The organism is Lacinutrix sp. MEBiC02595, from assembly GCF_053601555.1.
On sequence record NZ_JBSHNU010000180.1, the window covers coordinates 80,429 to 103,966 of the forward strand.

13 protein-coding genes are annotated in these 23,538 nt (G+C 32.3%); 11 read left to right on the plus strand and 2 right to left on the minus strand.

Annotated elements, in window-relative coordinates; all coding sequences use genetic code 11:
- Window positions 1–23: 23 nt before the first annotated feature.
- The 3 genes from ACVCZW_RS04110 to ACVCZW_RS04120 all read left to right on the plus strand — a co-directional run bounded on the left by ACVCZW_RS04110 (window position 24) and on the right by ACVCZW_RS04120 (window position 4,533).
- On the plus strand, window positions 24–1,535 hold the full coding sequence (locus tag ACVCZW_RS04110; RefSeq protein WP_452229127.1) for a sulfatase family protein: 1,512 nt from the start codon (window positions 24–26) through the stop codon (window positions 1,533–1,535).
- A gap of 96 nt (window positions 1,536–1,631) precedes the next feature.
- Window positions 1,632–2,972 (plus strand): hypothetical protein, encoded by a 1,341-nt coding sequence (locus ACVCZW_RS04115; protein ID WP_055445670.1) that lies wholly within the window; start codon window positions 1,632–1,634, stop codon window positions 2,970–2,972.
- Window positions 2,973–3,003: 31 nt separating this feature from the next.
- The gene (locus ACVCZW_RS04120) at window positions 3,004–4,533 is read left to right on the plus strand and encodes a sulfatase family protein (protein ID WP_452229126.1); all 1,530 of its coding nucleotides are present in this window, start codon (window positions 3,004–3,006) and stop codon (window positions 4,531–4,533) included.
- A 1-nt stretch (window position 4,534) separates the two neighbouring features.
- On the opposite strand, the gene ACVCZW_RS04125 is transcribed toward ACVCZW_RS04120, so the two are convergent.
- Window positions 4,535–7,270 (minus strand): outer membrane beta-barrel protein, encoded by a 2,736-nt coding sequence (locus tag ACVCZW_RS04125; protein ID WP_452231706.1) that lies wholly within the window; start codon window positions 7,268–7,270, stop codon window positions 4,535–4,537.
- 119 nt (window positions 7,271–7,389) lie between these two features.
- On the minus strand, window positions 7,390–7,683 hold the full coding sequence (locus ACVCZW_RS04130; RefSeq protein WP_055445673.1) for a CREC-EF hand family protein: 294 nt from the start codon (window positions 7,681–7,683) through the stop codon (window positions 7,390–7,392).
- A 226-nt stretch (window positions 7,684–7,909) separates the two neighbouring features.
- On the opposite strand from ACVCZW_RS04130, the gene ACVCZW_RS04135 reads away from it, so the two are divergent.
- The 8 genes from ACVCZW_RS04135 (at window position 7,910) to ACVCZW_RS04170 (ending at window position 23,500) form a co-directional block, all read left to right on the plus strand.
- Window positions 7,910–9,286: a sulfatase gene (locus ACVCZW_RS04135; protein ID WP_452231707.1), complete on the plus strand. Its 1,377-nt coding sequence runs from the start codon at window positions 7,910–7,912 to the stop codon at window positions 9,284–9,286.
- An 11-nt stretch (window positions 9,287–9,297) separates the two neighbouring features.
- Complete coding sequence (locus ACVCZW_RS04140) at window positions 9,298–10,920, plus strand: T9SS type A sorting domain-containing protein (RefSeq protein WP_203458117.1); 1,623 nt, start codon at window positions 9,298–9,300, stop codon at window positions 10,918–10,920.
- Window positions 10,921–10,965: 45 nt separating this feature from the next.
- A complete protein-coding gene (locus ACVCZW_RS04145) occupies window positions 10,966–12,495 on the plus strand; it encodes a sulfatase family protein (protein WP_452229125.1) in 1,530 nt (509 codons plus the stop codon).
- Between the two features lie 10 nt (window positions 12,496–12,505).
- A complete protein-coding gene (locus tag ACVCZW_RS04150; RefSeq protein ID WP_452231708.1) occupies window positions 12,506–14,857 on the plus strand; it encodes a glycoside hydrolase family 2 protein in 2,352 nt (783 codons plus the stop codon).
- A gap of 132 nt (window positions 14,858–14,989) precedes the next feature.
- A complete protein-coding gene (locus tag ACVCZW_RS04155) occupies window positions 14,990–16,876 on the plus strand; it encodes a right-handed parallel beta-helix repeat-containing protein (RefSeq protein ID WP_203458120.1) in 1,887 nt (628 codons plus the stop codon).
- Window positions 16,877–16,915: 39 nt separating this feature from the next.
- On the plus strand, window positions 16,916–20,002 hold the full coding sequence (locus ACVCZW_RS04160; RefSeq protein WP_452231709.1) for a SusC/RagA family TonB-linked outer membrane protein: 3,087 nt from the start codon (window positions 16,916–16,918) through the stop codon (window positions 20,000–20,002).
- Between the two features lie 19 nt (window positions 20,003–20,021).
- A complete protein-coding gene (locus ACVCZW_RS04165; protein ID WP_452229123.1) occupies window positions 20,022–21,791 on the plus strand; it encodes a RagB/SusD family nutrient uptake outer membrane protein in 1,770 nt (589 codons plus the stop codon).
- 17 nt (window positions 21,792–21,808) lie between these two features.
- Complete coding sequence (locus tag ACVCZW_RS04170) at window positions 21,809–23,500, plus strand: hypothetical protein (RefSeq protein ID WP_452229122.1); 1,692 nt, start codon at window positions 21,809–21,811, stop codon at window positions 23,498–23,500.
- Window positions 23,501–23,538: the final 38 nt, after the last annotated feature.

Sequence of the window (23,538 nt, forward strand, 5' to 3'; positions counted from 1 at the left end):
ATCTTGTGTAAAATTAGAATAATATGAATTCAAAGTTTTTAAAATTATCAGTTTTCGTTTGTTGTTTCATGGTATTGTCTTGTAATGCACAAAAAGGAAATAAAACAACCATAACAACAGAGAAAAATATTAAAAAGAAACCTAACATTATCATTATCCATACAGACGAGCATAATTTTAGAACCATAAGTGCGTATCAAAAATTATTATCAGAAGAGCAAGCTTTTGTTTGGGGAAAAGGGAATAATACCACGACACCAAATATTGATAAATTGGCAAGTCAAGGTGCTATAAGCACAAGCTATTATGCTGCTTCACCAGTATGTACACCTTCAAGAGCATCTTTGGTAACAGGTTTATATCCACAAGCAACTGGTGCTCCAAAAAACGGATTACATTTAAGTGAGGATGTTCCAACCTTTGCAACCATTTTAAGAGACCAAGGTTATGCCACTTCTTATGTTGGTAAATGGCATTTGGCAGGTCATGATAAATATAGTTTCGGAATAAAGTATAAAGCAGGATTTGAAGACAATCGTTTTATGATGCGTGGTGGTCATGCACCATATTTCAAACTTTCTAAAGACGGTTCCGTTATAACAGGAATTAATGAAAAAGTCGCGGCTAAATTACCTGAGGAAGAAATCATTCATGTAACGGACTTCTTTACAGATAAAACACTCGAAATTCTTGAGCGCGATAAAGACAAACCATTTGCTATCATGTTATCTATTCCAGATCCGCACACACCAGATGTTGCGCGTCCGCCTTACGATGTTATGTACAAGGATTTAAAGATTGAAGCACCAAAAACAATGTCGCCAGAATACACAGCCATTAAACCATCTTGGGCAACAGATAAAACCAAGAACGAAACTATTGGCAGTAAATCTTTTGAAAATAATAAAGAAAAAAATGCCTTAAAGCAATATTTTGGAATGGTGAGTCATATCGATGATAGTGTTGGACGTATTCTTAAATTTTTGGATGATAATAATTTAGTAGAGAACACCATAATTATTTTCACTTCCGATCATGGAGATATGTTTTTTGAACACAACCGAAGAAATAAAGGTGTGCCATATGAAGCGTCTTCTAGAATTCCATTTTTGATTCGTTATCCTAAAAAAATACCATCTGAAAAAGTGATTAACACCGCATATACAAATGTAGATTTTACACCAACAATATTAAGCCTGATGGATGTAAAAACAGATGTGGAATTTCATGGTTTAGATACTTCTAAAGATTTTACAAATTCAGAAAAAGTAGTAAATAGCGATAGAATTACATATTACGCCAAGTCAGGTGGTTGGTGGGTAACAGCTGTTAGTGATCGTTATAAATTGGTTATTGATAAAAATGAGAAACCGTATTTATTTGATTTAGAAAAAGATCCAGATGAGCTAATAAACTTTTACTACGATAAAGCGTATTCAGAAATAGCAAAAATGATGCAAACAGAATTGTTTAAACAATTAAACAAGTATGATGAGCCTGGATTAAAGGCGAAACAAGGGTACGTTACTGAATAAAAAACAAAATGTATTTATTCTAGGAGACATTGAATAAATCGAGAAGCACATTATTTATCTATTGTCATATTATCTTAGTTAAAAATTAGTTTTATTATGATTAAAAAGAAATTGAATTATCACGTTTTTGGTTTTAAAATATTATTTTTTTCTTTGTGTTTAAGTATATCATCTTGTTCTAAAGACGAAGTTGCTCCACAACAAGAAATTGTACAAGAAGAGGAAGAAGAGGTAGAACAAAACAATTTTCCCAGATTAACAGATAACGAAGATCGTTTCTATACAGATAACATTCCTAATAGCGAAACCACACTACAACTAAGTGGTATCCATAGCGCAGCAGATAGTAATTTGCTAAATCAAGAAATTTTAAATCTTTCAAATGCAGGTGGTGGAATAATTAAAATTACAGGAGGAACATATTACTTACTTGATGTAAAATTAAGATCGAATGTGCAACTTAAATTTGATGCAGATGTTATTATTCAACCAGATTTAAGCGGAAATACCTTAAATAAAAACTTAAATATTTTCGACATTGGAAACGAGTTTTTGGTTCAAAATTCAGCGATTACAAATAGCCAACAAAATAGCGTAGATTCAAGCACATGGTTTACAGTGGTTATTCCAACAGGAGATTATAGAGGTGTGCGAGTAGCTGAGTTTAGTTATGCTCATAATTTTCAAATGTCTGGTTTAAAAATTGAAGACACTAACTCTGTTTTTTCGAGTATTGTGTTAAATCTATCAGATAGTAATAGCAAAGATGAAATTTCTAACAATGGCATTATAAAAGATATTATAGCTACAGATAGTCATGTTGGATATGGGATTGTTCAAATTCAAGCAGGAATAACAATTTTGTTTAAAAATCTTGATGGTGAAGGTGGAAGTACATTAAGAGTAGAAACTGGTGTATCAACCATTAATATGGACAATCAATTAACTGTTGACGATGTTGTTGGTCGTAATATAATAGGTCGATTTGGTGATGGTGTGTTAACATTTTCTCCTCATAGAGTAGATCAAGGTCGTGTGGATGTAGAAAATATTGTGGCAATCAATTCAACTTATGCAGTACGTTTGGCTGCTGGTTTTTTAGATAATTCAGGAACATTAGATAATATTGGGACTTTTAACAATTTGTCTTACGTTGGGAATATTACGTGTACAGGTGGAAATGGAGCACAAATAAAATCTAAAGATTATCCGTTTTTTAACTGTGTGGATAGACAGATTATAATTGATAGTCCATGGAATGTAGATGAAGAAAGTAAATCAGGTAAATCCATTGGTGTTTTTAGAGACAATTCAAGCCAAGCAAGTGGATGTGAAGATGGGTGTTATGAGGTTAATATTGAAAATATTAATATAACTAACGATGATTTTGAAAATGGAGCAGATTACATAATTAACAGTATGAAAATAAATTGCTAGTACAACTGGATAAAAATAAAAAACGTAAATAATGAAAATTACATCATATAAATTAATTCTTTTTTTAGTTATTAATTCAATGCTTTTTTCGTGTAATACACAAAAAGAGAAAGTAAAGGAACAAAAGCAACCAAATATTCTTTGGATTTTTGCGGAAGATTTATCGCCTTTTATGGGATGTTATGGTGATTCAATTAATAAAAATGCAACACCTGCTATAGATAAACTAGCTTCAGAAGGTGTACTGTTTAATCGTGCGTACACAACAGCTCCTGTATGTTCTGCAGCACGTTCGGCATTAATTACTGGGGTTATGCAAACAACAACTGGAACACATAACCACAGGTCTAGTAGAGTGCCAGATGTGGTTGTGCCAGAAGCGTTACGTATAAATCTGCCTGATGGCATGAAAACAATACCTGAATTGATGCGAGAAGCAGGATATTTCACCTTTAATAATGGAAAAGACGATTATAATTTTCATTACAATAGAAGAGATTTATACACTGTAAGTACAAAAGACGATTATAAACCAGGAATGAATGGATGGCAAGGAAACTTTCCTAAGCATAAAATGTCTGCAACCCAAGATGCTTGGAGTTCAAGACCAGATAAAAACCAACCTTGGTTTGGACAAATTCAAATAGATGGAGGAAAAGCGCATGCTAAATACGTTAGAGAAGGAGAAGTTTTAGCTGATAATGCTGTTCCTGTTCCTCCATATTTTCCAAACATTCCATCACAGCAAAGTGCATGGACAGATCATTATAATGCCAATCGTGGTGCAGATGTTAATGTAGAAACCATTTTAAAACAATTAGAAGCAGATGGCGAATTAGAAAACACTATTATTTTCTTTTTCTCAGATCACGGAAGTCCAGTGTCATTGCGTCACAAGCAATTTTGTTACGAAGGTGGTATGTTAGTACCATTAATGATTAAAGGAAATCTTCCAACTTTAAAATCTGGAACAATTAGAAACGATTTAGTGTCGCTTTTAGATATTTCGGCAACTACTTTAGCTATGGGAAAAGCCAAAATGCCTGAGTATTTAGATGGTCAAGATTTATTTTCAGAAACGTTTAGCAACCAAGAATATGTAATTGGAGCAAGAGATCGTTGCGATTATACTATTGATAGAATTAGAACTGTAGTTTCTGAAGATTATCGATATATTAAAAACTTTTATCCTAACAGACCAATGATGCAAGCTGGTTACAGAGATAAAAAAGCAATTGTAAAAGATTTAAAAAAGGCTTTCAAAGAAGGAAAACTAACACCATATCAAGCAGAACATTGGTTTGGAGTAAGACCTATTGAAGAATTATACGATTTAAAAGCAGATCCACATCAAATAAACAATCTTGCTACTAATCTAGAATTTGCTACAATTCTTAAAGAACATAGAGATGTATTAGAAAACTGGATTAAAGAAACGGATGATAAAGGGCAATATCCTGAAGATGCAGCGCAATTAGAAGCAACTTATAATTTGTGGAAAGACAGACCTCGTTTTAAAAACGCGAAGGTTAACCCAGAGTATGATCAGTTTAAAAAATAAGTTAAGATTTTTTTACAGAGCCATTCAACTTGTAAGTATAGCTTAAAACAATATAGCGACCTAAACTTTGAGACGTAGTTTCTTCAAAGTAGTTTGTTGTACTGTTTCTGTATATATCCACATCTTTATTTAGTAAATCTATAAGTACTAATTTTACAATACTATTTCTTTGTTCTGAAAAGGAATAAGATATTGCTGCATTCCAAAGTGATAATTTTTGATTTGAAGAAAAGGCATCATCAGAAAACAGAATATAATCAAACTGTGAGTTAACATTCAACTGATTTGTGAAGTTGTAATCTATAGAAGTAAAATACTGTTGTTTGGAGTATTCTCTATTCAAATCTTGTTCTATAGAAAAAGAGGTGTTGTTAATACTATATTCGGTACCAACTTTAATATCTATTTTGTTTTTACGGGTATTTTCAATAAGTGTACTAAATCTATAATCTTGCGAGGTAACTTCATTAAGAGTTTGATTAATTAAAGAATTTGTCGTGCTATAACTCGTGTTGTTTTTAAGGGAGTAGCGCAACCCTAAAGTTTTAATTTTTTTACTAAATCTTATGTTGGCATTTAGCAATCTTCTATTACCTTCATTTTTGTAACCTCTTGTTCTTATAAAGTTATCATCTATAGATATGCTTTGTATAATAGCGTTTGTAGCATATTGATATTGAAATTTGGACCAAAAGCTAACACCAGATTTGTAATTATTTAGCACAGCAAGTAGTGCCAAATTATGCAGTTTTTCGGGTTTTAAATCTGGATTTCCAACTCTAATAAAATTAGGGTTTAAATCATTAATTACCGTAGAATTTTGCGAAGAATTAGGTGCTTTAACAGATTTACTATAATTTATCCTGTATTTATACCCTCTTTTTGGCTTGTATTGCGCAAATACAATAGGATTAAAATAATATTTGTTTTTTCGTATTGAGTTTTCCGTAACCACACCATAAGAGCGATTAAGATCTTGCATACCTAAAGCAGAATAAAAATTGAATTTTTTATTGTTATAACTATAGCCAAGCCTTGTTTGAGCACTTAACTCTTTAGTAGCATATTTAAAAGCAAGTGTATCTTCTGTACTAGTTGTGGTTTGAGTATGTCTTGTTTGATTAACGTCTTCTTTCTCAACTTTATTTGTAAAATACGTGTCTAATTTTAAGTAATGATTTTTGGCTATCGGTTCTGTATATTTAAAATTGAAATCTATAATAGAGGTATTAAAGGCTTCATTTCTTAAAGCAGAAATATTTCGTGTCGATTCATTAGTATTGCCAATGTTTCTAATGTTAAATGTATTCTGATTATTGTTCTTTGTTAAATCAGTTAATCTTGTATTTAAACCAACCTTAAAGCTTCGTCCTACTTTTGCTAAGCGTTGGTAATAGTCAATTTTTAAATTACCGTATGTTCTTTTAAAATCGTTATTAAATTTTTGATTATTTGTTGTTGCTAATGCTCCTAAATCGTTAATATAGGTTTCGTCTCTATTGGTGTCTGTAAATGTTTTGTCTGAAGTAATTCGACCTTTTATAGTTAGACTTTTTGTTTTAGACGCTTTATTAATGTAATTAAAATTAAGATTATGTTTGTTTATAGTTTTTACATTTTGATTAAGTGAGTTATAATCAAAATTATTATTATTATTATTATTGGAGAAAGAAATACGTTTAGAATTTGAAACACCATCATTGTCTGAAAAATTGAAGAAATAATCAGCATTAAAAGATTCTTTATCTTTAAATTCATGACCAATATGTATACCTGTAACTGCAGTAGTTAAGAAGCCATTTAAACTTTTACTTCGTTTAGCATTATTTTCATCCTCTCCAGAGTCGTCATCAATACCATCGGCATTTTCAAGAAAACTTTGAATATTAGAACCTGTAACGTTAATATTATTGAATTTGCCAATTATAGAAAATTGTGTTTTTGAAGAAAACTGATTGTAATTTAAATTACCAAAGTAGCGACTATCCAATCCTAGTCCTCCAGATAGCTTCCCGAAGCCACGATTCTTTTTAGATTTTTTTAAAGTGAAATTAATAACCACTTCCTTATTACCATCATCTACCCCAGTGAGTTCGGCTTCATCACTTTTCTTGTCAATAACTTCTACTTTAGAAATGGCATCTGCTGATAAATTTTTTAATACAATGGAAGGATCACCACCAAAAAACTCTTTTCCATCCACAAAAATTCTAGCTATAGGTTCTCCTTGCGCAAGTACTTTTCCGTCTGCATCTAACTCAATTCCGGGTAGTTTTTTTAATAATCCTTCAATATTATCACCGGGATTGACTTTAAAGGAATTAGCATTATAAGCTATAGTGTCGTTTTTAATTTGAATAGGAGCAGAAACAGTAATAACCACTTCGTCTAAATCATTATTATCTTCTTCTAGTGTAATAGTATTAAAATCTATAAGCTCATTATTATAAACGAAACTTTTAAAATAAGGCTTATAACTAATATAGTTTAGTTGAAGTAATAAGGAATCCTTAGGAAGGTCGTAAAGGCTAAAATCGCCATTAACATCTGTTGTTATAGAATTAACATAAGTAGAATCACTTTGTTGTAAAACAGCTACTGATACGTATTCTAATGGTTCTTGACCATAACCAAGAATTTTACCTTTTATAGCAATATTATCTTGAGCAAATGTAAATGTTATGCTTATTATAAAAGTAATAAGAGACAATAATATTTTAGATTTGGTTTGCTGCATTGGTTGGTTGAGTATACATGTAATTTACTTTGGACTAAGTCAAAGTAAAATGGTTTAAGCTAAACTGAAAAAGTCAAAACACAAACGGTTTTGACTTTTAGCAGACTAATTGTTTGAGGCTATTTTTTCTTCTTTCCTTTTTTCTTTCCTTTTGTAGCAAATTCAACTAAAGACAAAGCTCCATCTTCGTTAGCATCTTTTCTTTTCAAAATTTTTGCTGCATCAAATGCTTCACCTTTTTTATTTTCCTTTCCTTGATAAAAAGCAGTTAATTCTTCTAAACTAATAGACTTATCACTATTTGCGTCAGCCTTATTAAATTGCTTTTCTACTTTAGTGTCAATATCCTGTGCATAAGTTTGAGAAAAAGTAAATAATGCTGCTACTGCCAATGTTATTTTTAAGTATTTCATTTTTTTTAAGTGTATTAAAAATATAGTATAAATATATCTAAGATTGTACCAGAATATGTTTTTGTAGGTAAATAAAATGTACGCTTAGATAAATAAGAGCCATTTTTTAAGCCCATCAACAGTGGATTTATAAAATTTACTGCTAAAGACATTTTCTAAACCAATAACAACAATTTTTTAGTAGTTTCATTCGATATTTACATTAAACATTAATTGTTATAGCCACATGACCATCCAAAATGTATTTATAAAAAGTAGTATTGTGCTATTTACTATGATTTTGTTTTCTTGTAAAAGTCAGGAAGATAAACTAGTTGTAAGTCTTGATAAACCAAATATCATTTTGTTATTTATAGACGATTACGGTTGGTCGGATATTGGTTATCGTAATGATGTATTTCAAACACCAAATCTAGATCAGTTTAAAAAGGAGAGTTTAGATTTTAATCGTGCATATATACCAACACCAACTTGTAGTCCAAGCAGATTGTCTATTTTAACAGGAAAGGAAGCCATTAGGTTAGGTATGCCAAGACATATTACAATTGATCCAGGAAATCCAGGTGCAGAATATAATTTATGGCCTAAAGATCCTGTGCAACGTCCATCTCGAAATTACTTACCATTAGAAGAGATTACGTATGCCGAACGTTTAAAAGAGCTTGGTTACTACAACATGTTTGTTGGTAAGTGGCACTTAGGCCATCAAGGTCGCTATCCGACAGACCAAGGTTTTGATGCAGATTTTGGCACAACGGATGCTGGGCATCCAAAAAGTTATTACTATCCGTTTTTTAAAGCTAAAGACGATCCAAAAGGATTTTTAAAATCTGGACTTAAAGAAGGTGACTACCTTACAGATATTTTGACGGATGGTGCAGTCAACTTTATAAAAGATTATGATAAAGACGAACCATTTATGTTGTCGTTTTGGTATTATTCTGTGCATGGACCATCTGTAGGTAGAAAAGATTTACTGAAAAAATATCAAGATGCAGGATTAAAAGGTAAATACGCACATCATGCTGCTATGGTAGAAGCGATGGATGAATCTGTTGGTCGTGTTAGAGAAGCAATAGAAGCTAAAGGAATAGCCGATAATACAGTAATTATAATAATGTCAGATCAAGGAGGTGCTTATACAAATGCGCCATTAAGTGGAGGTAAAAAAGGAGGGAACGCTTTAGGAGAAGGAGGCGCAAGAGTACCATTGTTAATAAACTATCCAGGTATAACAAAAGCAAACACAGAAACAAATATTCCTGTACAATCTATAGACTTATATCCAACGTTAATGGAAATAGCTTCAGGAGAAAAATATGATAATAAAGACATTCAAGGCGTGAGTCTAATGCCTATTTTAAAAGGTGAAACTATTAAAGACCGAAGTCTATACTTCTTCCGAAGTTATGAAGACCAATATGCAGCAGTTATTAATGGGAATTGGAAATTAATAAAATACCATAGCGGAAAGTTTCAACTTTTTAATGTTGCTGAAGATATTAGCGAACAAAACAATTTAATTGGAACAGGATTAAAAATTGAAGAAGAATTAAAAACGAATATTGCTGCATGGGAAGCTGAAGCAGTGCCGGAATACTAAATAATAACGAGATGAGATCATTTTTAAAAATCACTATAGGTCTATTGTTGGTTACAAATGTTTATTCGCAAACCTTACCTTTAGATAACACATTTTTTAATCCAACTATAGGAGCTGAAACACAAACTATTTCTGCATCTGGAGGAACGGGAGACGATTCGCAAACACTTCAAAACGCTATTAATACTGTAAATACTGCAGGTGGTGGAAAAGTAATTGTTAACGCAGGGATTTATAGAATTTTGGAAGTTAATTTACGGTCTAATGTGCATCTTGAAGTTAATTCTGGTGTTACGTTTTTACCATTTAATCCTTCAGCTTCGGCAAATAATGCTTTGTTTAATGCAGATTTAAATACCGGAATAAATAATTTTAGTCTTATTGGTATTGGAGGTAATTTTACTATAGATTTTACAGCATTAGCAGCTACCATCAGGATAAGAGCTATTTCTTTCAAATATTGTAGCAATTTTAAAGTCTCTAACTTTAATATAATAGATAATTATACTGAGTTTTCTTCATTAGCTTTTGGTAGTAATTACACGACCACATCTACAGCATCAGGCACAAGAATTAATAATATTAGAGGCATTCCTAATGGTGGGATTATCGAAAACATATCTATGACCAATGGACATTATGGCTTTGGATTAGTACAAACACAAGGTGGTAAAAATTTGTTGTTTAGAAATTTGTCAACGGTTGGTGGTGCTACACTCAGACTAGAAACAGGCTTCAACTTATTACAATACACAGAGCTTTATAATTTTAATGATATAAAATTAGATAATATTTGGGCTAGAAATATCGCATGTACCAATGGACAAAGTGCTTTGCAATTGTCTCCACACACCTTAAGTCAAGGATATTTTAATGCTGAAAATATTACTGCAACTAGCTGCGAAATGGCTGTGGTTTGGGCTGCTGGATTTGCTACAAATACACAAGAGACAGATGGTTTAATACCAGGTTCTTTTGATGAGACTTCTAAAATTAGAAATGTAACCGCAACTTTTGGACAAAATGCTCAAATGAGAGATTCTAGATTGCGTTATATTCCTTGTCAGTTAAGAGTGGAAAGATCTGGAAGTATTGGTGTAGCATCAGCCTTAAACACAGATGGAGAAAGCAGAACGGCGCCTTCTCCAGGTGCAGTACTTAGTGAAGAAGATAGATCAGGATACTACCCTTTAGATTTTCCAGATACAGAGGTCACTGCTATTGGTTATAATATTGCAGCACATTATTTGCCTCTAAATGCTATTTTTAAGAGTAGTATTGATGATTATGAGGTTTGTAATGAGTCTGTAAATGGAGTAAACTTTTTTATACCTAATGGCTATCAAAATACACCTAATCCTAGAAATCCATTAGAAAATGGAACACTATCAGTTACTAATCTTGCATTAGAAAGTATCGTTATTTATCCAAATCCAACAACTAATATTTTAAACATTATACTACTAAATAATATGGAAGGTGGAACTGTTCAGTTTTATAGTATTCATGGAAAACAGGTAGGTAATTACCAATTGCAAACACAAAATAAAATAGACGTTTCGCATTTAAGTAATGGAGTCTATATTTTAAAATTTGGTAAAACTGGTATGGTGAAGAAAGTTGTAATTAATTAATGCTTCAACCATAAAATTTAATTTTTGAACATAAGTTTTTAGTCTATGAAAATATATATAAAATACATCCTTTTTATTATAGTATTAAGTTTATTACTTACAGCGTGTGGAAAATCAAAATCCCAAACAGAAGACCCTATAGTAGAAAAAAAACAACCCAACATTATCTGGCTTATGGCAGAAGATATGAGCACAGATCTGGCATGCTACGGATTACCAAATGTAAAAACGCCTTACTTAGACAAGATGGCTGCGGAAGGTGTTAGGTTTGATAATGCATTTGTAACTAATCCTATTTGTTCGCCAAGTCGATCGGCAATGATAATTGGTACACACCAAGTTAAAACAAATACGCACCATCATCGTAGTAATAGAGATGTTCCTTTGGATTCTCAATTTACTCCGGTAACCCAAAAACTAAGAGAGGCGGGTTATACTACTATCTTAGGTAACCATGCAGTTATGAGTCAAGGACGAAAAATTGATGTCAATTTTAAACATAAAGCTATTGGTCAGTGGGACGGAAAAACGCAATTTGGTCTGTTTGATAAATACGATAATTTTGAGAAAGCTGATGAGCCATTTTTTGCTCAAATTCAGTTAAAAGTAACACATAGAGGAGATTGGTGGGATGATATTCGTAATAAATCAAAACATCCAGTAAATCCTGACACGGTTGAGATGCCACCATATATGGCAGATCATCCTGCTGTAAGATTAGATTGGGCTAAATACTTAGATCAAATCGAATATATGGATAATGAAGTCGGCATGATTTTTAAAGAACTTGAAGATAAAGGAATGGCAGAGAATACCATTGTTATTTTTATAGGCGATAATGGACGATGTAATATTCGTGGTAAAGGTTACTTACACGATCCAGGATTACGTATTCCTTTAATAGTCTATTATCCAAAACAATTTAATGGTGGTGAGGTTAGAAAAGATGTTGTGAGTGCTACGGATATAACAGCAAGTATTTTAGAATTTGCTAATATTGAAATTCCAGAATACATGACAGGTCAACCGATGTTTAATGAAAAATTTAATAGAGAATATGTCTATGGAGCACGAGATTTATGGGATGAAATTCCAGAAAAATCTCGAGGAATAACTTCTGGTAAGTGGAAATACATAAGAAATGATAAACCAGAAATTCCTTTTGATGCACATCAAGCGTATCTTGAGTTTTATAGACCTGCTGTTCATGTTATGCGTAAATTAAATAAAGAAGGAAAACTAACAAAAGCACAGGCTTTCTTCTTTCAAGATTCTAAACCAAAAGAAGAATTATATAATTTAATAACTGATCCTTTTGAATTAGTAAACTTAGCTAATAACCCTGGTAATAAAGATTTGTTAGTCGATTTAAGAATGAAAACCTTAGAATTTGACATCAAAATGAAACCTGTTAGTACTATTTATAATCCAAAAAATATGGACCAAACTATTGGTTTGGTTAAATGGATAAAAACAGAGCATCCAGAAATTCAGAAGCAAATGGAAGCAGGTAAAGAAGTAGGTTTTAAAAAATGGGGAGCTGCTTATAAAAACTATTTAAAGATTCAAAAATAAAAAAGCGGAGATGAAATATTTAAAAATAGTACTATTATTGGTAGTTGTTGTTATAACTTTTCAATTTTGTAAAGAAGTTAATGTTGTAGAAGAAGCAGCCATTAATGAAGATTGGAAATTTAGTAAAGTAGAGGAATCTAAAGATTTAGATAGTAAAATTCATACTGTAGATTTTAATGATTCAGCTTGGGAAACGATTAGTTTACCACATACAGCTAATATAGAGCCTTTAACGGTAAACGACCAGTGGCAGGGTATATGTTGGTATCGTAAAACACTTTCAATTCCTGAAAGTAATATCGATAAAAAAATATTCTTAGAGCTGGAGGCTGCTATGAATTATTCTAAAATGTACATAAATGGTATTGAAGTAAATGAGCATCAAGGTGGTTATTTACCGGTTATTGTAGATATTTCAAAATACGTAAAAATTGGAGAAAAAAATGTAATTGCTATCCGTTTAGATAATACGGATAACCTTGTAACAGGACCAAAACCATTAAAACGTTTAGATTTTAATATGTATGGAGGTTTGTATAGAAAAGCTAATCTGTTTACAAAGGATAAAATCTATATTTCAAACCCTATTCTAGCAAATAAAGTTGCGGGAGGAGGCATTTTTATTACGTACCCAAAAGTATCAAAAAAGGAATCTGTAGTTAATATTAAAACACATTTAATTAATGAATATAAAGATTCAAAATCAATAGAATTGGTTCAAACCATTTTAAGAAATGGTAAAGTAGTTGAAGAGACTACATCTTCAGACTTAAATATTGAAGCAGAAAAAGATTTAGAATTATCAAAACAAATTACCATTGTTAATGCAGAGTTATGGTCGCCAAAACATCCTAATTTGTATAGTTTGGAAACTAAAGTAATGCATAACGGTAAAGTTATCGATCAACAAACTACACGATTTGGTATAAGAGAATTTACGTTTGATAACGAGCATAAACTTCACATTAATGGAGGGAAAACATTTTTAAGAGGTGTAAATCGTCACCAAGAATATCCATTTATAGGTTATGCTTTATCAGATAATGCACAGTATAGAGATGCAAAAAAAATAAAAGATGGTGGTTTTGATTATGTACGTTTATCACATTACCCACAATCGCCAGCATTTATGGATGCTTGTGATGAGTTAGGTTTGGTGGTTATGGATGCTATAATGGGATGGCAATTTTATAACGATACCGACGATTTTAGAAATTATTGTTATAAATCTGCAAGAAATTTAGTGCGTAGAGATAGAAATCATCCTTCTGTAATTGGTTGGGAAGTCTCATTAAACGAAACTAAAGAAATGCCTGTGTATTTTATGGAAGGTTTACATAACATTGCACATGAAGAATATCCTGGTAAAAACGTATATTCTTGTGGTTGGAAAGACGATGTTTATGATATTTATTTAGAAGCACGTCAACACAGAATCCTGAGACCACATCCTTATAAAGACATGCCAGTTACAGTGTCAGAGTACGGAGATTGGGAATACCACTCTAAAAATGCAGGTTTAAATCAAGATGAATTAGCAAACGATATGCGTGTGGAAATGAGTAGTCGTCAAGCTCGTGGTTTTGGTGAAGAACGAATGAATCGTCAAGCTTATAATGTACAAGAAGCTCACAATGATAATTTAAGTATAAACAGGCATTATTCAGATAGTTATTGGGTAATGTACGATTACAACCGTGGTTATCATGATGATATTGAACGTTCTGGGCTAATGGATTTATTTAGGTTACCAAAATTTGCATACTATTTTTATCAAAGTCAGCGTGATATTTCAGAAAATGGGGCCATGTTAGAATTGGCTACATATTGGAACGAGAAATCTTCAAATCAAATAAAAGTATATTCAAATGCAGAAGAAGTAGAATTGTATGTTAATGATAATTTGATTGCGACGCAAAAACCAGATACAGATATAAATTCAACAAACTTACAGCATCCACCATTTACATTTAATTTAAAACAATTTGTACCTGGCACTTTAAAAGCGATTGGTTTAGTTGATGGCAAAAAAGTAGTTGAGGATATTGTAAAAACTCCGAAAAAAGCTACAAAACTAAAAGTATGGTTAGACCAAAGTGGAAAAGCGCCAACTGCGGGTCAAAGCGATACTATGTTTCTATATGTTGCTGCTATTGATAATAACGATACGGTTAATCCAGAGTTTTCTGAAACGATTACTTTAAATATTGAAGGGAAAGCTAAAGTGATGAATTTAGGAAGTCTTAAAGCTGAAGCAGGTATTGCAACAGCAGTTTTAAAATTAGGAAATAAAAAGCAAAATATTAGTGTATCTGCAAGTTCAGGAGACTTAAAAGGACATTTAGAGTTTAGTATAGAATAGCCCGATAAAACCCTGGTATAGGATTTTTGAATGTTAATTTACTGTTAAGGACATATGATTTACCCATATAGACAAGGACTTTATATAATTAACTGAAATTTAACTATTGTTACAAACCAACTTTAAATATCCATGTCAAAAAATAGTATCATATTACTTTTTATAGCGGTTTCATTCCTAAATTTAGGATGTTTTAGTAAAGCAGTTCCGGTAGCTGAAGTTGTTGCATTTGGTTTAGGTATTAAAGAAGATGCAACACCAGCTTTGGTATCTAGAATTCTTCAGTATAAAAACAATCCTATTTCAGAAATTACATTCGAAAAAGGAACATATCACTTTTATCCAGATAAAGGTTTCGAGAAGTTTAGTTATATCTCTAACCATGGTGATTTGATGGTAAATACGCCTTTTCCATTATTAAATATAGAAAACTTGACAATAGATGGTCAAGGTTCAACTTTTATTTTTCATGGCGTTATGATTCCATTTTTAATTGAAGGAAGTAAAAATATAAGTATAAAAAATGTATCTATAGATTGGTTTCAGTCTTTTCATAGTGAAGGTTTAATTGTTGCAAATGATGCAGTAAATAAAACGTTTGATATGCAAATAGATGCTAAGTACCCTTATTATATAAAAAATGGTGAATTAGTATTTGTCAAAGAATACTACCAACATACTATTGGGCAATCTATTTTATACGATCCAGAAAGAAAGGCAATTGCTTTTAATACCGAAGCTTATACAAGTATTACCACAAAAAAGAAATCGGATGTAAAGCGAAATCTGGATAAGGTTAACTATAAGTATGAATACGATAGACGCGATGTTGGTTATAAAGATATAGGTATCGAAAATCGGGTAACTGCCGAAGAATTAAAACCGGGTTTAATAAGAATCCACGGTCATACTAAAAAAATGCCACCAATTGGTTTTATCTTATCTATGAAAGGAGAACAAGGTTTAAATAGAGTCTCTCCAGCATTTAGAGTAACGCAAACAGATGGTTTTAATGCTTTAAATGTAAACGTACACCATGCTGGAGGTATGGGGATTATAGCAGAAAACTCTTCAGATTTAATTCTTGATAATTTTAATGTTACACCTTCTCAAGGTCGTATGGTTTCAACAACTGCAGATGCTACTCACTTTGTTGGTTGCAGAGGTCAGGTAATCTTAAAAAATTGCACATTCGAAAATCAATTAGACGATGCTTCAAATATTCATGGCACGTATCAAAAAATTGTAGATGTTTTAGACGATTATAGAATAGGAGTAAGAATGGGGCATCATCAACAAAAGGCCTTTGTTATTGGTGAGCCAAACGATAATTTAGGATTTGTAAGGCTGAGTAAGTCCTTTTTCGCTTATAAAAAATCTACAATAAAAAGTATAGAATATATTAATAATAGATATCAAATTATTACGCTAAACGAAAAATTACCTGAAGATGTACAACCAGGAGATTTAGTAGAAAACTTAGATGGTTATCCAGATTTGCTAGTTCAGAATTGTAAAATTCAGAATAATAGAGCTAGAGGTTTATTAATTTCTAATCCTGTAAATACGGTTATTGAAAATAATTTTTTTAGTACTGAAATGGAAGCCCTTTTAATACCTGTAGAAAGTGGTCATTGGTACGAATCTGGTAACGGAGCCAATGTTGTAATAAGAGGAAATATATTTCAAGATTGCCAACATGGCGGAAAAGATAGAGGTGTTATTCGTTTTGATACAGATGATGATAATAAGAATATTGCTTTTAAGAATATTGAAATTGCAAACAATACTTTTAATCAATTTGATAATTTGATTTTGGAAGTTACAAATGCAGATGGATTGGTGTTTAAAGATAATACAATAAACAATTCTGGTACATTTTCTCAACTTCACCCTAAAAACCCAGCGATACGCATAGTAGCTTCAAAAAATATTAAACTAGAAAATAACACCTATAAAGGAAAAGCTACTGTTGTATTAAAAACAGATGAATCATTGCCAAATTTAATATTTAAATAAAAACTAATAAACTAAATAAAAACAACTAATAATAATCGTATGAAACACAAACTAACAATTAAAAAAGAGAGTTCCGCAATGCGCTTGGTTCTTTTAGTTTTACTAATTTTTTGTGTATCCAATAGTGGATTCGCTCAAAATGTTACAGAAGTAAAAGGAACAGTAACTAGTGCTGAAGACGGATTCCCAATACCTGGAGTATCTGTTATAATCAAAGGTACCTCTACTGGTGCTGCTACTGATTTTGATGGAAATTACTCCATTAAAGCTAAAACGGGCGATATCCTAGAATTTAGTTATATTGGATTAAAGTCTAAAACTATAAAAGTAACTAGTAGTACTTTAGATGTGTCTATGGAGGAAAGCGCAGAAAGCTTAGAAGAAGTTGTAGTAGTAGGATATGGAACGGTAAAAAAGAAAGAAGTAACAGGTGCTGTAAATAGAGTGAAAGCCGATGATATAGAAAAGTTTGTAGCTTCAGATATTGCATCTAGATTACAAGGGCAAATAGCCGGTGTGAGTGTTTCTGCAAGTTCTGGAGAACCCGGAGAAGCATCAAATATTCAAATACGTGGGATTACTTCTTTAAGTGGAAGTAATACACCATTGTTTGTTGTTAATGGAATTCCACAAATTGGAGATCCAGGATTGGCAGCTAACGAAATAGAGACAATAGATGTACTTAAAGATGCTGCATCTACTGCAGTATATGGTTCTAGAGGTGCAGCTGGTGTAATATTAATAACAACAAAGTCTGGTAGAGATGGCGTAATGAGTGTAGATTTCGACTATAATTATGGTCAACAATTTCTTGGCGCTGGTACACCATTAATGAATACAACAGATCAACTGTTTTATGAAATTAATACTGCCAACTATTTTGGAGGTATAGATCCAGCTACAGTTAATAACCCAGAGTGGTTAGGTAACGATAATAATTTTGAAGATTATGTTTTAGTCGATGCTGCCGAAGTAAAAACGTATAATTTAAATTTATCTGGAGGAACAGAGAAATTCTCTTATAATGCTTCGGGAAGTTTGTATGATCAAGATGGTTCATTAGTCAATTCAAATTTTAAACGCTATAATGGACGTATTTCAGCACAGTACAATACCGATAAATGGAAAATTAATGGAAGTATAGCTACTACCAACGAAAATAGAAGAAGAGCAAGTGAAGGATTGATAGTAACTGCTAGTAGATACAGGCCCTATTTTCCTGAAATTGATCCAGATTCTGATGTTGCAGTTGTAAATAGCTCTGGAGGAACTAGAACACCAGCAATAGCGTTAGGACAAGCGCTTAAAAGAAAAGATGATAGCAATAGAGATAGAACGAATGTTAGTTTAGGAATTAGACGTAAACTAGTGGAGAATTTAGATTTTATAACCAATGTTGGTTCCTCAATTACAAATGATAGTAGAAGTGTTTTTCGTCCAAAATTCGATTTATTTAATATTGACGATGGTACAACCGAATCTGATCCTACTTTAAATGGAGTAACAGAAACGGCAACAAGAACCACAAAGTTTAGTTGGGATGCTGGTCTAGATTTTAAGAAAGAATTTGGGAAGCACAGTGTTTCGGCTCAAGCCGTAGTTACATTAGAAGAAGATAATAATAAGACGTTTTTCGCCTCTATAAATGGTGTGTCAAATAACGCAATTACCGTTTTAAATGGTGGTACTTTGAATGAGAATGTAGGAAGTGGGTTTGATTATACAACTAAAAGAGTTGGTACTTTAGGAAGGATACAATACAATTACGATGGTAAATATATTATATCTGCATTAGCGAGACGTGATGGTTCATCAAGATTTGGTAGAGACTTTAGATGGGGAACATTCCCATCTGTAGCTGCTGCATGGAATGTGTCTAGCGAACCATTTTGGGAACCTTTTAAGAAAGTGGTTAATAAATTTAAACTACGATTAAGTCACGGTCAAGTAGGTAACGATAGTTTTAGTGATTATGAATTTGCAAGTACTATTGCACCATTTGCAGATTATATTTTTAGTGAAAATGATAGTTCTGTAGATTTTGGATCAGCAATACGTTCTTATGCTAATAGAGATGTTAAATGGGAAACTTCAATATCAAATAATATAGGAGTTGATATTTCATTCTTTAGAAATAAGGTGACCTTAACTGCAGATTACTATATAACTAAAAAAGAAGACATGTTATTTCCAGTAACACTACCAGGTTCTTCAGGAGCCATTTATGATCCAAGTCTAACATTAAATGTTGGTAATATGACTAACAAAGGTTTAGAGTTAGCAGCTAATTATAGAGCATCTATAGGAAAAAGTAAGTTTAGAATAGGTGCAACTTTTACTACTAACGATAATGAAATAACTAAAGTAGCTGGTGATGGTATAATTTATAATAGTAATTCATCATTAATTAGTGGTGATAGCGATTTATATGCAACAACTGTTATTGCGGAAGGTTATGAAGCAGGTGCATTTTTCTTACATGAAACATCTGGGACAATTAAAAATATAGCAGAAAGAGATCTCTATAGACAATTTCCTTCAAGAGCCAATGCAGAAGTTGGAGATTTAAGATATGTAGATTCTAATGGTGATGGAAATATTACTAGTGAAGATAGAACATACCATGGTAGTGGATTAGCCGATTTTGAATATGGAATTAATTTTAATTGGGATATCGGTCGTTTCGATTTTTCAATGAATTGGTTTGGTACATCAGGAGCCGAGATTTTAAATGGTAATAAAGCCGCAATGTACGGTTGGCAACGTCATCAAGACCTAGTAAATCAATGGACACCAGACAATCCTATGTCTAATATTCCTTCGTTTCAAGGTCGAGGTAGAGAACATCCAAACTATGCAGGAACAACAGATTACTGGTTAGAAGATGGAGATTATTTAAGATTGAAACAAGTCACTTTAGGTTTCTCTCTTCCTGAAGAAGCATGCGATAAAATAGGATTGAATAAATTAAAAGTCTATTTAAGCGCACAAAACCCAATCACTATTACTGGTTACGATGGTTATGATCCAGAAGTAGGAGGTAACAACGTCGCAAGAAGAGGTATCGACCAATCAAGATATCCAATTTCGTCAACCTATAGTTTAGGTGTCAAACTTTCTTTTTAATCAAAAAAAACTTAGAAAAATGAAAACATATTTAATAAAAATAGCAGCATTTGTTTTTTGCCTAGCAATGGTACAATCATGCGAAGATTATCTTGAAGAGACGAACCCAAATGAAATTTCGGCAGACACCTTTTTTCAAAATTTAGACGAGTCAGAAACAGTATTAACTTCAGTTTATGGAGCCATGTTAAATACTTGGATTGTATCTGCTAGAGAAGAATCTTGGCGATCAGATATGGCCTTTCCAGGGATTAGATCTGGAAATATTAGAGCTGATGCATTAAATATTTATGAGCACGTTATTAATGAAGATAATGATTTTATAAATCAACGATGGGATGCGTTGTATCAAGTAATATGGAGAGCCAATCAAGTTATGGATGGTTTAAATAGTATGGATGCAGATTTACAAGCAGCAGACCGTTGGACAGAACAAATGGCTCAAGCCAGATTTTTTAGAGGCTTAGCTCACTTTTATTTACACGCTTTATATAACGAAGGAAGTATAGTAATAAGAGACGTTATACCAGCAACACAAGCAGATTTTTCTAAACCATTAAGTACTTCAGAAGAAGTAATGACATTTTTTAGAGACGATTTAGTATTTGCTTACCAAAATTTACCAAATACATTTCCTCAGAAAACAAGAGTAACAGCAGGTACAGCAGCTACTATTTTGGGAACAAGTTATTTATATTCGGCTTCAAATAACCCAGCAGATTATCAAATAGCAAAAACGTATTTCGATGATGTAATTAATGGGCCTTATGGTTATGCTTTGGTTCAAGATGCTAGTCTTATGTTCACAGAAGCTGGAGATTTTAATTCTGAATCTATTTTAGAAATTAATTATTCTCTCGATCAACAATTGGAAGAATCGCAGTTTGATGAAGAAAGTTTTAATATGAGAAATGGTAGATTCTCCTCGCCACAAGATGCTGGAGGTTCTAGTTTTAATCAGCAATTTACAGCAGCAGCATGGTTGATTCATGCGTATGCTAACGAGCCATTAAACATGGCTGATCCAAGAAATACAGTAATAGATAGAGAGACAGGGTTAGCTAGAACTAGAGGTGTATCACTTAGATCTTCTGCTATGATAGCAGTAGTTAACGATCAAGACACAGAGTATTATCAACAACCATCTGCAGCCATAGCGCAAAACTTTGGTAGCTCGCAAAGAAAATATGGTTATTTTAAAAAATACACTAATCATGATATTGCTACTAACGAAAATGACACGGGAGGTACAAGTTGGAAGTCTGGTAAAAATGTAATCATGAATCGTTTAGCAGATGTCTATTTAATGTATGCAGAAGCTGTCCTAAAAGGAGACAATAATATAAGTGGAGCAATAGATTTAATAAACCCTATTCGCCAACGTTGGGGTTTACAATTGCTAGATGCTAATGTAAGTTTAGCAGATGGTACAGCATACACAGAAGATTCTCTTATGGATCATTTAATGTATGTAGAGCGCCCATTAGAGTTATCTGTTGAAGGTGTTTCAACTAGAATTGTAGATTTAAGACGTTGGAATGTTGCTAGTGATAGATTTAACAATTTATCTACACAATCCTTTTACGTAATAGGTTATGATTATTATGACGACGAAACATCTAGTACGTTATCAAGAAATAGTTCTTTAGTACAAGCAGGTGTGAGTCCAGATTCAACAGAAGATCCACAATTAGTACAAGAATATACAGGAGCTGCACAGTTTTATTCTAATGGCTATTTTCCAATACCAACAAGTGAAACATTAAGTAACAATTCAGTTTCAAACTAATTTTAAAAAGAAGAAAGATGAAAAAAATATTTATTATTTCAGCATTGATACTGGCGTTTATAGTTAGTTGTGAAAAAGATGATTATGAAGCACCTTATGGCGATTTTTCAAGTCTATTATGGACTACAACTGAAGGTTTTGAAGAATCTGATTACGTCTCAGCTTTAAACAATTATATAGGTTTTAGAGATGTCTCTGAAAATGCATTAACACATAGTTGGCATATACCTTCTACAACTAATTTGCTTAATGGAGATTTTAACGCAGAGCAGGATACGGTTTATACAAATTTTATATCTTCTGCAGGACCATTAGCATCTAGTCAAAATCATATTAATGTTATTTTTAGACAACCAGGAGTTAAAGAAATAGAGCTAAGAAATACCTTTAGAGATTCTGTTGCAGAATCTGTTTTTAGTGATGGAGTTTGGAAAGTAAACAAAATCTTTACAGTGACTGTTTTTGATGACATTAAACCTATGTTTAAAGTTATGAAAGGGACAGAAGAAATACTATCTGTAAGTGAAGCAGATATGCCTAGTGAAGCAAATGCTGCGTCATGGCCAACCATAACGTTAGAAGCTGGAGAGCAGTTAACTTATATAGACCTAACAATAACAGGAGATCCTGATGGAAGAACTTGGAGCTTTAATGGAGGATCCATGGATACTAGTGGTGGAGAGTCTGTAAACTTATCATACAATGGATTAGGTAACTATACTGCAGGTAGCATAACTTCAAAAAGAAATGATGCAGCTAAGCCTGATGGTGAAGCTACTAAAATTATTCCTCTTAAAATAGAAGTTATACCTTCTACACAACCTTTTATATTAAATGGTATGATAATAGAAAATGCTTCTGATGTTATTTCTTTTAATGTAACAGGAGAAATAGAAACACTAATAGGTGAGGAAGGTAATTTTACTGTACATGTTGTTAATGCAGCTGCAACTCCTATGTTCGATCAAAATATTGCAGTACAATCTGCAACAGTAAACCCTTCAGACGCTACACAAATAGATTTAGTGTTGTCTGCACCAATTTATAATTCAGATGTTATTACAATAGAATATACAGCAGGAAACATTGGATCTGTTGATTTTAGGGTATTAGAGAGTTTTGGTACAACAAACGTATTAATGCAAAGAGGTGAAAATGTAATTACAGGATCAGGAATGGGAACAGGATTGGACTATACAGGTTTCGAAGTAGAAGCAAGTACAGGTAATTTACTTAGAAAAGGATACGCAGAAGGTTATTGGGTTGGTAACACTAATAATACATTTCTTAATCTTTCTAGAACAACAGATCTTTCAAATAGTGGGTCTGCTTCAATGAAATATGAAAGTCCATCAGGTATTACAGATGTAAGATTGCAAGGGACTTGGTTTACTAATGGAGCAAAATCAACATATGCAATAGCTACATTACCAGCAGGAGTTTATGATGTATCTTACATGGTTTATTTAGAACCAGGAAATACAATGCTAGGTTTTGAGACAGAAGTACAAGGAGGCGCAATTACTGCTTGGGATATTTCTACTTTACCAAGAGGAGAATGGGTAGAAGTAAGAAATACAATTTCTGTAGACGCTTTAACTAATAAAAAGTTTGATTTAAAAATAAATGCATCAGACAATGTTGGTGTAACTGGAGAACAGATTATGTATTTCGATGATTTAAGTTGGAGAGCATTAGAAATCAGATAATAGATACGGACTTTTTAGTCAGGTTTTAAAAAAAAAAC